Origin of the sequence: Pseudomonas frederiksbergensis, assembly GCF_003732275.1 — a bacterium.
GTDB lineage: Bacteria > Pseudomonadota > Gammaproteobacteria > Pseudomonadales > Pseudomonadaceae > Aquipseudomonas > Aquipseudomonas frederiksbergensis_H.
Map to the genome: position 1 here is coordinate 1 of NZ_MOBM01000015.1, position 13,121 is coordinate 13,121.

The following is a 13,121-nucleotide window of genomic DNA, read 5'->3' on the forward strand; positions in this document are numbered from 1 at the left end:
GTTTAAATCGATACGTATCAGAGCCGCCTGGTAATACACATCGATACAAACCTTAAGGAATTTAAATCTTTTCCTCTATCTGCCCTTCACCCCAGATTGCGAATTTGCACGGACCATCGGCAACGTGGCAGTCGCTAACAATTACAGATCTGGAGCACTTTCGTAATCCAGTACTGGCCCGCTCACTACCTGATCAACGACATGAGGCAGATGAGTTGCACCCACTTTGGATGAAGGCAGTGACTAGACACAGGATCAGGTGATTCAGAATTGTTGAAATAGGCAAAACCTGAAAGGGTTCTAAGCGTGGAATATCAATCAGTTAAGCAATTGAATGACATAGACCGATACTTATGTGTAAGTGATCGGTGCACAGCTTTCGCTTAGGATGATTCCAGCGCTGATCATTACTGCACTTAGCTATAAGTTGCAGCTGCCTGCAGTTGGTTTGGTGCGCAAGTGGATCATATCGACTAATTTTGGAAGAAGTCTGATGCCTGAGATATCTAATATATCATGTTCGCATTAGCTTCCTCTTGGTATGTCCCCTGCTAATCAATATCGGCCTGTAATACGTTCTGTCTAAATAGAATATAGCCTTCCACCTCGATGGTGTACGACGAATGCGGTACGTTACGACCTATCCGAACATCACGTAGGATTGGCTTTAACTACAGTTGTTGGTCTAGTCAATATCGATCCGTGCGTCGGATGCGCAGCGATTTTTACGGTGGCGTTATGGGGGACTTCCTCATGTTAGCAAGTATGCGGAATGCTCCGCTCCACGCCTTTATCTGCCAGATTTTTGCGTCTTGTTTTCAGGACAAACTTTACTTGTAGGAGTTCATCAGATGGCAAGAACAGTGTCGGACTTTGTAGTTGAAGCCTTGCGAGGTGCTGGAGTGAAGCGCGTCTACGGTGTGGTGGGCGATTCGCTCAACGGGTTTACGGATGCACTGCGCCGGGATGAATCCATCGACTGGATTCATATGCGCAACGAGGAAGCAGCTGCATTTGCAGCTGGTGCGGAAGCACACCTTACCGGCGAGCTGACCGTTTGTGCTGGTAGCTGTGGCCCCGGAAACCTTCACCTCATCAACGGGCTTTTCGATGCTCACAGAAACCGTGTTCCCGTATTGGCGATTGCAGCCCATATCCCAAGCACCGAAATAGGGATCGAATACTTCCAAACGACTCACCCTGAAGTACTGTTCAAGGAATGCAGCCATTATGTTGAATTGGTTTCCCGTCCGGATCAGCTCCCTCAGGTGTTGGAGCGCGCGATGCGCGCGGCGATCTCAAAAAAAGGGGTGGCAGTAGTGGTGCTCCCGGGGGACGTCGCTTTGCATCCTATCTTGGTACCGGTACCGCGTTGGCTTGTGCCCAGCGATCCTGTCATCCATCCGCGCAGTGACGAGCTTGAGCAGCTCGCTTTCATGCTGAATAAAGGCAAAAAGATCACACTGCTTTGCGGGGCGGGTTGCGCGGGCGCACACGAGGAGATTTTGAGCTTAGCTCAGAAGCTGAAAGCTCCTATCGTACATGCGCTTCGTGGCAAGGAATTCATCGAGTACGACAATCCCTACGATGTGGGAATGACTGGGTTAATCGGGTTCTCTTCAGGCTATGCGGCTATGAAGGATTGCGACACTCTACTGATGCTGGGCACCGACTTCCCTTACCGGCAGTTTTATCCAGCAGATGCGCGCATTTTCCAGGTTGATATTCGCGCTGAAGCACTTGGAAACCGTTGCGGTTTGGACATGGGTTTGGTTGGCCAAGTGAAACCCACACTTCAAGTACTGCTTCCTTTGCTAGAGGAGCACAATGACTGCGGTCATCTCGATGCTGCCCTGAAGCATTACAGGGAAACTCGCGCAGACCTGGACGCGCTGGCAGAGGGAGGCTCAGACGGCGCGATGATTCACCCGCAGTACGTGACCCGCCTGGTTAGCGAACTGGCGTCTGAGGATGCTATTTTCACCTGCGACGTCGGCACGCCAACTGCTTGGGCTGCACGCTATTTAAAAATGAACGGGAAGCGCCGCCTCATCGGTTCGTTCAACCACGGTTCTATGGCCAATGCAATGCTCCAGGCTATCGGTGCGCAGTGCGCCTTCCTTAGTCGCCAAGTCGTCTCTATGTCTGGCGACGGTGGTTTTGCAATGATGATGGGCGATGTCCTGACATTGAGGCAGATGAAACTGCCCGTAAAAATCATCGTGCTTAACAACGGTACGTTGGGTTTTGTGGAAATGGAGATGAAAGCCCACGGTTTTCTGGACGTTGGTTGTGAACTGGAGAACCCGAACTTTGCAGCAATGGCCCAAGCCATCGGTATCAAGGGCATCCGGGTTGAAAAATCTGCGGATTTGGCCGGTGCATTGAAGGAAGCCTTTGCTCATCCGGGCCCCGTCGTGGTGGACGTTGTCAGCGAAAGGCAAGAGTTGATCATGCCGCCAAAAACCACATTCGCCGAAGCGCAAGGGTTCGGGCTCTTCATGTTGAAAGCTGTCCTTGATGGCCGGGCCAAGCAGCTCATCGATCTAGCCAAGGTGAACCTGGTGCGATAAACACTACATTCCACAGTAAACGTCGACAGCCGCAGTGCCGTTGCAACTTGCAGTGCTCGCAAAAAAACGCTCATCCAATTTTCTATCACGGACACAGTAGACGTAAGACTAAGTGTAAAAGCGGTATCGCCGGCTGCGCAGCACACCCCGTTCAAGACCTCCTTATTATCACAAGGAACAATAGACGATCGATGCCGCAGACGCTGGAATACTAGCCTCTAATGGGTATTCAAATATCAACCATGCATGCTGGTTCGTGGAGGTAATATGCGAATTGTGTTCTGTGGCGAGACCTTTCCCGATACTGCGGAGGCCCTTCAGCAAGCATTGCCAGTCGATGCCGGTGACGAAGTGATTGTGTGGTCGGGAGAAGATCTAAGTACGCTTCCTCACAACATAGATGTATTGATTCCCAAAATGCACGGTGTCGATTCCCGCTTGCTTGAAATGAGCCGCTGCCGCCTCGTGCAACAATGGGGGGTCGGTCTGGAAGGTATCGATATTCTTGCGGCCGAAGATTTAGGGATTCCAGTCGCTAACGTCCCGGCCAATGGAGGAAACGCAGACTCCGTTGCGGAGCATGCGTTGCTTTTGATATTGGCGTTGCTCCGAAATCTGACCCAAGCTCAACTTAATGTGCGGAACGGTATATTGGGTGCGCCATCAGGGAGTATGTTGGCGGGGCGTACAGTGTGCCTCTTCGGCTTGGGAGCAATCGCATTGCCGCTTGCTCGGCGTCTCAAATCTTTTGACGTCAAATTAATCGGCCTGACGCGCCAGTTCAGTGCCGCGAAGATGGCGGAATTTGGCTTAGATGAATGTTACTCGCTAGAGGAAAAATCGACCTGCTTGAAACAGACTGACATATTGGTCATCTGCGCTCGCCTCACTCCTGAAACCCGCAATAGCATAAGTGCCGATGACCTTGCTTCTCTGCCCTCTGATGCATTGCTTATTAATGTGGCGCGTGGTGGTCTCGTTGAGGAAGCTGCGTTAATTAGCGCACTTCGCTCGGGGCATTTGGGCGGTGCAGGGATAGATGTGTACTGGCAGGAACCTGTCGATACTCAGCATCCGCTTTTGCAAATGAGTAACGTGATCGCTACACCTCATATTGCTGGCATCACACTCGACTCGCTCAAAGATATTGCGGCAGGCGTTGCGGCTAATATCAATCGCCTGCGCTTGGGTTTGCCCTTGCAAGGGGTGACGAACAGTCGAACTGCCGAATGATCTTTTAGCACAGCCTATATCCTGTGCATCCATCTATCCGTTAGGCTAAGAGCAACTTACTACTTGCGTTAAGCGAGACTTATCGAGCGCATGGGCGTAGCGTAATGAAAGAGGTTTCAATGAGCAATTTCATCAAAAACACAGATACGAATATTGCGGCGTTAAACCAAGGTAGTCACTTTGCAGACTTGAACGGCGTCAAATTACACTACCAGGTAAAAGGGAATGGTCCGCTATTGTTTGTTGTTTCTCCTGGATGGGGTATAGGAAGCCTTTATCTGCAACGCGGCCTAGACTTTCTGACGGGACGGTTCAGAGTGGTGTTTGTGGATACCCGCGGCAGCGGTTTATCTGGGCGCCCAAGTGACCCGGCCATGATGGGTAGCAACCAAATGGCTGACGACCTGGACGCTCTAAGATCGCACCTCGGGCTCTCCACTATTGTTTTGTTGGGACACTCAAATGGCGGAGCTATTGCATTGTCCTTTGCTCAACGATACGCCGACCGGGTCAGCAAGTTGATACTGATCGATAGTCAGTTGTTTGGGTTTGCTGCAGCAGAGGATACTCATCGCTTCCTCTCCACTCGGGCCGAGGATCAGGACTACTCAAGCGCAGTCAAATTGGCTCATCGCTTTTTTTCGGGCAAGGACAGGCAGCCAATCAACGATGACGAACTCACGGAGTTTGTCGGTAATATCCTTGCGCTGTATTTGAATAATCCGAGCAAAAATCTCGTCACTACCCGTCAGCAGCTTTCAGATAAACCGATCTCTTTTTATGCGTTTGGCAGTCAAAATGCCGCAGACGCCGCTGCTCAAAATGATCAGACGGTTTTGCTCCATTTGGTAAAAGCACCCGTCCTAATCGCCAGTGGCAGGCATGACTGGGTTTGCCCTGTCGCCGTCGCAGAACGAATGCACGCAGGTATTGAAAATTCCACTCTGGAAATATTTGAAGAAAGCGGGCACTTGCCGTGGATCGAAGAGCCGACGAAATTCCAGTCACAAATTTTCCACTTTCTATCCATCGGTTGAGGCAGATCGACTCTGGGCGTCGATTGGCGCATCACTCCGAGAGAAGTGATCAGCTCTATCCTAATGGATACCTCTTGCGAGGTCAGATACCGATTTTCATAAACGTCCACTATTGGCCGAGGCTGTGTAAAAACGTTTTTGAGCGCGACAGGTACTCAAAACCGGACTGAAAATCGCGTTTCTACGCGAAATCCACATCTGCTGACGTGCCGATAAATTTCAGATTTAACGTAGACGCGCACACTTCAATTTTGGCGCAGCGTTTTTACACACTCTGGGCCGAAAACGGTCCAGAGCGACATGCTCAAACCACAGTGGGCCGCAACGCGTGCGCCAGATCAATCAATGCGCGTAATCGCGCCGGCACGAAGCGATGGCCCGAGTAGTAAAGCCTCAAACCGCCAAACGACGGGCACCACGGTACCAGCACTGGCACCAGGGCGCCGCTGACCAGTTCTTCCTGCATGAACCACTCGGAAATGAAATCGATGCCAAGGCCCATCACCACGGCCTGTTTGATAGCCAGCATCTCGTTGAAAATGAAGCGCACCGGCAGATCCATCTGCAACCTCTCACCGTCTCGCTCCAGTTCCCACTGGTAGAGGCCGCCGTGGGCCATGCGCATGCCAATGCTCTGGTGGCTGAGCAGGTCTCGCGGATGCTCGGGCATACCATGGCGTTCGAGATACTCGGGCGTTGCCACCACAAGCATTCGGATGTCATCTGACAGCCTTAAACGCCTCGTGCTCGAGCAGAGACTGTCTACCAGCGAGCAAACCCACTACAGGAAAATGAGCGATGCCCAACGTGACCAGGATCGCCTGCGCGATCGCCTTGCCACTGCTGATGTCCGGCTGTCAGTCCTCCTCGACGAGGGTTCAGCCGGTGGCTGTTCAGTGTCTTCCGCCTCCGGCGCCGGCGGCGTGGATCATGCAACCGTACGCGCCCGACTTGACCCGGCGCATGCTCAACGAATTATCACCATCACCATCACCATCACCATCACCGACGCCGGCGACCGTGGACTGATCGCGCTACAGGCGTGCCAAGCCTATGCGCGATCAGTGTCCCAGTGATGTGGGAAGCGGCTGGCGAAAGGATCTTCGCCGTTCAGGATTTTGATTTGGGTCGATAGCTCGGTGATGTGCTTGTCTTTCGCCATCAACTCCCATGCGCTTTTGGTTTCGATATCGGATGCTCTCCTGCTTGCTTCACTTGCCTCAGTTCTGGCAGCGGCCAGTTGCGACCGGAGTGCTTCGCACTCCTTGGTAGCCTGGCCGTGTATTTCGACCAGCTTGAAATCCTCTCGCGCTCCTGGCGAAGCTGTGTAGTCAGCTCCTGAATTTCGTTCTCGCTCATCAGCAGCTGGTGCTGGCAGGTTTCGAGCGGCGTGGGTGAGTCAAGCCAGTCGTAGGTGTCTTCAATCAGGAAATCCGCCAATGGTAGATACTCATAAATGCTGTGCAGTATTATTTCTACGAACGAATTTCGAGCCGCAAGCGACCAGCAGCGCTATATTCAGACCTCCGGTGGATTTGGGTGAGCGAGATGAACGAATATCAGGCGCTGCGCGCTGTCATTTCTGATGTGCTGACTCAGGAATTGCATCAGGATTTGAGGGTTCGGCTTTAATGTGTCGTACGACGGCGGGGGTGTCACGGATCAGGCGCACAGCGCCAACCGCCAGATGGAATGAATGTGCCGAGTGAAGACATGACGGCTTCATTGGCGAAAACATCCGGAGCAAACGGGTCCACCGATCATGGCAGCAGGAATTGGCCAGTGTTGGCGGGGAGCGTTGAGCACTCGATTTTCCATGGGGTTTCTCCGGCGTGATGCCGGCCAAAAGACAGTTCGTGCCATTGGCAAATGTCAGCGTCTATCTGGGTCACCCCGGCGAAACCTTTCTGTCAGACAGCCGCTCCATGATGACGCGCGGCACTGGACTCGTCGGGTACACCTCTGCACGGAGTGCGCCAAGGCCACGTCGGCCAGTGCTTGAGCGGGACGCATAAAAAATCCCATGCCAATACAAGCATCGGATTTTTATTTCTTGCGATTAAAGGAGGATTGAGCAAGGAAAACAATCCTCGATGGAGTTGGGAGTCGAGACGATGTTCTGGGTCAGTTCCCCATTGGCCTAATGCCGATCAGTTAAGCCTCTCTGCTTGAACAGGTAGGCGTAGCGAACTTGCGCAAGCATTAGCAGTCGGCATGACGACACTCTTCTAGCTTACCCTCTACAAGCGACAGGCGCCGAGTCAAATTGAGTGCCTTCAGAAAGCGCTCATCATGACTCACCACCACGAGCGCCCCTCGGTAAGCACTCAATGCCATTTCGAGCTGTCCCACCGCATCCAGATCCAGACTGTTAGTCGGCTCGTCTAGCAGCAGTAACTGCGGCGCCGGTTCAGCGTGTAGCAAACATGCCAATATGGCGCGCAAACGTTCCCCTCCCGACAGCAATCCTACCGGCAATTGCATTTGCTCACCGCGCAGGAGCATGCGAGCCAGACGATTGGCTCGCTCTATAGCCGGTAGGGTTGGCGCAAACCGCGCGAAATTCTCGACCGCAGAGGCCTCAGCATCTAGCAGATCCAAGCGCTGAGAAAGGTAGGCCACTCGTCCTGACCCACGGCAGATTGTTTCTGCAGTGAAGTGAGATATGCCACCGATCACCTGCAGCAATGTAGATTTGCCTACCCCGTTCGCACCACTGAGGCCGATTCGTTCGGGGCCGCGAATATCAAGATCCACTCCTGACGAACCAAACAGTGGTCTTTCATCGCGAAGGACCTGCATGCTTTTCCCAGAAAAGACAATCAGGCCTTGAGGCACCTGAGTCGCAGGCAGTGAAAGGTCCGAACAGAGCTCCTCACGCAAAGCATGTTTGGCCTCGGCTAACCGTGCTTGAGTACGATCAACCTTCGCCCCATGGGCTTCGTTGGATTTAGCCGCCGACACTTGGGCGCCGCGCTTGAGATTACCAGCGACGATTTTCGGCAATCCTGCCGAAGCAAGGTTACGGGAGGCGTTACTTGCCCGACGTTCAGCCCTTTCACGCGCCAACTGCATCTGTCGCTGGTCACGCTTCACCTCTTTTCGCAGGCTGTTCACGTTTTGCTGGGCAGCTTGCTGTTGAGCTCGGACTACTTGCTGGTAGAAATTGAAGCCTCCACCGTAGAGACGCAATTCAGTGCGGTTCAACTCGGCGACCTGGTCCATACGCTCCAACAACTCGCGATCATGACTGGCTACAACCAGGCAGCCGCTCCAAGTATCGAGCACTTGATACAGTCGTTGTCGCGCCTGATGGTCGAGATTGTTAGAAGGCTCATCCAATAACAGGATGTCGGGTTGACCGAGTAACTGCGCAGCCAGCCCCAGCGACATGATTTCACCGCCGCTAAATTCGTTCAACTTACGATCAAATGGCACATCGCCAAGACCCAAGCGAGCCAAGCCTGCACGAGTTTTCTCCTCGATGTCCCAATCGTCTCCGACCAAGTCAAAGAGAGCTTGCTCAGCATTGCCCGAAAGAATTGCAGCCAAGGCTTCTAATTTCACCGCAATGCCCAGTAGTTGGGCGACGCTCATGTCGAGTGTCAGCGGTAAATGTTGAGGAAGATAGGCCAGCGTCCCCTGAACGGCAATCTGACCTGCCATGGGCTCAATATGGCCCGCCAAGAGTCTTAGTAATGTGCTCTTGCCGGCGCCATTAGGTGCCACTAAACCGGTGCGGAGCGGACCAAATACGCAGGACAGTTGATCAAATACAATCTGACCGTTGGGCCAGGCAAAGCAAAGTTGGGAAGTGTGAATGAGAGATTCAGACATAAGCGATTCTCCGGCAGCGCCAGCAAACGTTCGCATGGCGGCTTGACAAGTGCGCGGACGTGGCGAAAAGCAACGTTCGAGCCTATCGAGGGCGGAAAAGAATCGCGTATCACATGGCTTAGCGGGTTATCCTTCAGTTATCGAATATCGACCTTGAACTTTTTGGTCTGGCATTCCGCCGAATTTATATGGCTTTGACGGCAGGGTCAAATTCTATTAACCAAAAAGAACTCCATGTGGGAGCGAGATTGCTCCCACATGTTTGGCAACTCAACTGATCGGCATTAGGCCATTGGCCCCTGTTTTTGTATGCGCATTTCACCGCTGCATTTCGGCCGCGTCAATCCTACTCCTGACGACACCAGCACGATTGAGCTTAAGCGCAACCGTCAACACCTTTTACCTATCAAGTGCATTCGTACTGCTTGCAGCTTTGATTTCAATTGCATTGCCTCGTTATGCGTCTAGTGAATGAACGCTTCGACGCAAGGCGTATGGAAATTAGCGAAGTTATGTCCGGAGCATAAACTCGCTAATTTCGTTACACATGCCTGGTTCAGACGGAGATTGCTCCGTCGGCGTCCAGTAAAGGGTGAAATAACCACGAGAGGTCTACCCCCCTCCCACAAGGTGGGAAGGGGGCTGCATCTGTTCAACGATTTTGTTGTTAACCAACCGCGATCACGTTAAACCGGCGCGACTTGAAGCTGATCGTCTCTTTGAATTCCTCCACCTGACCAATGCGCCGGACACTGTCCCTTACTTCGGAGAGGTGACGAGCTTCTTGGAAGCCTGCATCTCACCTGACCCGAACGCCAAATTCGCCTAATCACAGCGGAGGGCTGATCTCCGTATTTTTGACAACTTTTTGTGATTAAAGTCTCAAACAGCAAAATCCCGGAATTTGATCGCAAAGTGCTGGAGGTTTTAAGGGAACCGCTCGAATCCGGGCATATCGTCATCTCCTAGGACAAAAAAATTAATGAGAAAACAAGGAATAAACTGAGAGAAAAAAATGCGATTACACGTTCCGTTGACGTGTCATGCGTATTCAAAAAGGTCATTGCTGTACCGGCCTCATCAAACCAGCTGGGTGGTGTCGCTCGATTTCTCGAGTGCGCTCGTAGTTAGTACACTGGGTTGGCTGACCAACCACATCCGCCCGACGTTGCGTTGAGCTTCTCGCTCCAAACGTCGGCTCGACTGGATCTGGTTGAGATAGTCGTAGATGTAGTTCTTCAGTAAGATTGCGGGGTGGTAAGCAGGCCGGCCAGTATCGGCTGGAATGGCACCTTCAAAACCCAAATTGACCAGGTCGAGTTCGTCGACAAAGAAGTCGACTACGTGCACCGGATTGGTATCGCTGACGCAGTCGTCGAGGCTCTCGGGAAGTAAGGTGCCTTGGCTGGTAGGCTTTGCTGGCCTTTTCGCTACTGATTGGTGGAGTTGGCGACCGACAGCTTTTGGCCGAGGCTGTGTAAAAACGTTTTTGAGCGTGACAGGTACTCAAAACCGGACTGAAAATCGCGTTTCTACGCGAAATCCACATCTGCTGACGTGCCGATAAATTTCAGATTTAACGTAGACGCGCACACTTCAATTTTGGCGAAGCGTTTTACACACTCTGGGCCGATTGCTGCCTATTTAGGACCCATGCAGGCGATTTCGGTGACTTCAATTTAAAGTCCTGCCTTTTATCCTGCAAAGTCGTCGTCACCAACTTGTCTTTCCGAAACCCTCATACTCGCCCGCTGTAAAATCTAATGACTTCATTTTACTTTTAATGACCGACGAAGGGAAGGTAGACGGTAATTGCAATAAGCTGTGTAAGCCCAAAGTTTATTGTGACATCTATGGAAACCTTCAGGTGTATCGAATGCTTTGTGCGCAGTGCCGGGGTCGATAGCTTCGCCAAGACCGCTTGATGCTTGAGCTATACCAACTGCGGGGCCAAGAGTGTCGCCAAGCTGGAGGTGTGCTTCGGAGTGAGGCTGTTCAGCGCTGCACCGCGGAAACTCTTCTAGCAATGGTCCGACATCACGACATAAAACCTTTCACAAACGGTGCCCATGCTGGCGTTTAAGGTTTTCGCGATACGGCTGGCTATGGTCAGCTGATTCCATTCTTAATGAAAAGAATTCCAATCGTAGTGAAAACTCATGGCAGGGTTCGCGACTAGGGTAGGGCCCATGCCTGCGCTTGCCAAGGGGTGCTGCACATTTGGATCAATAAGTTGTCAGTTACGGTCATTGAGTGACAGCAGTGCGACTCTTAGTCTGTCGAACATGACTGACGGGGGCCGAAGAGCTCCTGCATTTTTTCCGTGATCGCTCGTTGTGGAGTTACCGATGGCCGCCGCTCATTACCCGCACCTGTTGGCCCCGCTGGACCTGGGTTTTACCACGTTGCGCAACCGCACCCTGATGGGCTCGATGCACACGGGCCTCGAGGAAAAGCCCGGCGGTTTCGAGCGCATGGCGGCGTATTTCGCCGAGCGTGCCCGTGGCGGTGTAGGCCTGATGGTTACCGGCGGTATCGGCCCGAACGACGAGGGCGGGGTTTACTCCGGCGCGGCCAAGCTGACCACCGAGGAAGAGGCGCTCAAGCACCTGATCGTCACCCGAGCGGTGCATGAGGCGGGCGGCAAGATCTGCATGCAGATTCTTCATGCCGGGCGTTATGCCTACAGCCCGAAACAGGTGGCCCCGAGCGCGATCCAGGCGCCGATCAACCCGTTCAAGCCTAAAGAGCTGGATGAGGAAGGCATCGAAAAGCAGATCAGTGATTTCGTCACCTGCTCGGCGCTTGCGCAAAAAGCCGAGTACGACGGCGTCGAGATCATGGGCTCCGAAGGTTATTTCATTAACCAGTTCCTCGCGGCCCACACCAACCATCGCACTGACCGCTGGGGCGGTGCTTACGAAAACCGCATGCGCCTGCCGGTAGAAATCGTCCGCCGGGTACGCGAAGCGGTCGGCCCGAATTTCATCATTATCTTCCGCCTGTCGATGCTCGATCTGGTGGAAGGCGGCAGCAGCTGGGAAGAGATCGTGCAATTGGCCAAGGCCATCGAGCAGGCCGGTGCGACGATCATCAACACCGGCATCGGCTGGCACGAAGCGCGGATTCCGACCATCGCCACCAAGGTGCCGCGTGCGGCGTTCAGCAAGGTCACGGCCAAACTACGTGGGGAGGTAGGAATTCCGCTGATCACCACTAACCGCATCAATACCCCGGAAGTCGCCGAGCAGATTCTGGCCGAAGGCGATGCCGACCTGGTGTCCATGGCGCGCCCGTTCCTCGCCGACCCGGATTTCGTCAACAAGGCTGCGGCCGGCCGTGGCGATGAAATCAACACCTGCATCGGTTGCAACCAGGCGTGCCTGGATCACACCTTTGGCGGCAAGTTGACCAGTTGCCTGGTGAACCCGCGGGCCTGCCATGAAACCGAACTCAATTACCTGCCGGTGCAGCAGATCAAGAAAATCGCAGTGGTCGGTGCCGGCCCTGCAGGTCTGTCCGCCGCCACCGTGGCTGCTGAGCGTGGTCATCAGGTGACCCTGTTCGATTCAGCCAGCGAAATCGGCGGCCAGTTCAACATCGCCAAGCGCGTGCCGGGCAAGGAAGAGTTCTTCGAAACCCTGCGCTACTTCAACCGCAAATTGCAGACCACCAACGTCGAGCTGTGCCTGAACACCCGTGTGGATGTGGCGCAGCTGGTCGAGGGGGGTTACGACGAAATCATCCTGGCGACCGGCATCGCGCCACGGGTGCCGGCGATTCCGGGCGTCGAGCACGCCAAGGTGCTGAGCTACCTGGACGTGATCCTCGAGCGCAAACCGGTGGGCAAGCGTGTCGCGGTGATCGGCGCCGGCGGTATCGGTTTCGACGTGTCGGAATTCCTCGTTCACGAGGGTGTGGCCACCAGTCAGGACCGCGAAGCGTTCTGGAAGGAGTGGGGCATCGATACACACCTCGAAGCGCGCGGCGGTGTTGCGGGGATCAAGGCTGAGCCGCATGCGCCGGCCCGTGAAGTGTTCCTGCTGCAACGCAAGACATCCAAGGTCGGCGACGGTCTGGGCAAGACCACTGGCTGGATTCACCGCACGGGACTTAAGAACAAGCAGGTGCAGATGCTCAACAGCGTCGAGTACCTGAAGATCGACGACGAAGGCCTGCACATCCGCATCGGCGAAAGCGGCGAACCGCAGGTGCTGCCGGTGGACAACATCGTGATCTGCGCCGGGCAGGATCCGTTGCGTGAGTTGCAGGACGGTCTGGTTGCGGCCGGGCAGAACGTGCATTTGATCGGCGGCGCGGACGTGGCGGCGGAGCTGGATGCCAAGCGCGCGATTAACCAGGGTTCGCGGTTGGCGGCTGAGTTGTAATACGCAGGTTTAACGTGCCAATGGCCATCGCGAGCAGGCTCGCTCCCACAGGT

8 protein-coding genes and 2 pseudogenes are annotated in these 13,121 nt (G+C 53.9%); 6 read left to right on the forward strand and 4 right to left on the reverse strand.

What is annotated here, in order from left to right:
- Positions 1-851: 851 nt before the first annotated feature.
- The 3 genes from poxB to BK662_RS12205 all read left to right on the forward strand — a co-directional run bounded on the left by poxB (position 852) and on the right by BK662_RS12205 (position 4,843).
- The gene (gene poxB / locus BK662_RS12195) at positions 852-2,573 is read left to right on the forward strand and encodes a ubiquinone-dependent pyruvate dehydrogenase (protein ID WP_123358271.1); all 1,722 of its coding nucleotides are present in this window, start codon (positions 852-854) and stop codon (positions 2,571-2,573) included.
- Positions 2,574-2,840: 267 nt separating this feature from the next.
- Positions 2,841-3,806, forward strand: coding sequence for a 2-hydroxyacid dehydrogenase (locus tag BK662_RS12200; protein ID WP_123358272.1), 966 nt, complete (start codon positions 2,841-2,843; stop codon positions 3,804-3,806).
- Between the two features lie 119 nt (positions 3,807-3,925).
- Positions 3,926-4,843 carry an alpha/beta fold hydrolase gene (locus tag BK662_RS12205; RefSeq protein WP_123358273.1) on the forward strand — a complete coding sequence of 306 codons (918 nt, stop codon included), beginning with the start codon at positions 3,926-3,928 and terminating at the stop codon, positions 4,841-4,843.
- Between the two features lie 304 nt (positions 4,844-5,147).
- On the opposite strand, the gene BK662_RS12210 is transcribed toward BK662_RS12205, so the two are convergent.
- A complete protein-coding gene (locus BK662_RS12210; protein WP_259695905.1) occupies positions 5,148-5,555 on the reverse strand; it encodes a LysR substrate-binding domain-containing protein in 408 nt (135 codons plus the stop codon).
- Here BK662_RS12210 and BK662_RS36005 point away from each other — a divergent pair.
- Complete coding sequence (locus BK662_RS36005; RefSeq protein ID WP_446033146.1) at positions 5,467-5,919, forward strand: lysis system spanin subunit; 453 nt, start codon at positions 5,467-5,469, stop codon at positions 5,917-5,919. The genes BK662_RS12210 and BK662_RS36005 overlap by 89 nt on opposite strands.
- Before the next feature lie 85 nt (positions 5,920-6,004).
- Here the strand turns inward: BK662_RS36005 and BK662_RS12220 are convergent, their stop codons facing one another.
- Positions 6,005-6,283, reverse strand: coding sequence for a hypothetical protein (locus tag BK662_RS12220; RefSeq protein WP_123358274.1), 279 nt, complete (start codon positions 6,281-6,283; stop codon positions 6,005-6,007).
- Positions 6,284-7,045: 762 nt separating this feature from the next.
- On the reverse strand, positions 7,046-8,680 hold the full coding sequence (locus BK662_RS12230; protein ID WP_123358275.1) for an ABC-F family ATP-binding cassette domain-containing protein: 1,635 nt from the start codon (positions 8,678-8,680) through the stop codon (positions 7,046-7,048).
- 891 nt (positions 8,681-9,571) lie between these two features.
- Between BK662_RS12230 and BK662_RS12235 the strand changes: the two are divergent.
- Positions 9,572-9,646: pseudogene (locus BK662_RS12235) on the forward strand (ATP-binding protein); the annotation flags it as partial.
- A gap of 174 nt (positions 9,647-9,820) precedes the next feature.
- Here the strand turns inward: BK662_RS12235 and BK662_RS12240 are convergent.
- Positions 9,821-10,084: pseudogene (locus BK662_RS12240) on the reverse strand (transposase); the annotation flags it as partial.
- 944 nt (positions 10,085-11,028) lie between these two features.
- On the opposite strand from BK662_RS12240, the gene BK662_RS12245 reads away from it, so the two are divergent.
- Positions 11,029-13,068, forward strand: coding sequence for an NADPH-dependent 2,4-dienoyl-CoA reductase (locus BK662_RS12245; protein WP_123358276.1), 2,040 nt, complete (start codon positions 11,029-11,031; stop codon positions 13,066-13,068).
- Positions 13,069-13,121: the final 53 nt, after the last annotated feature.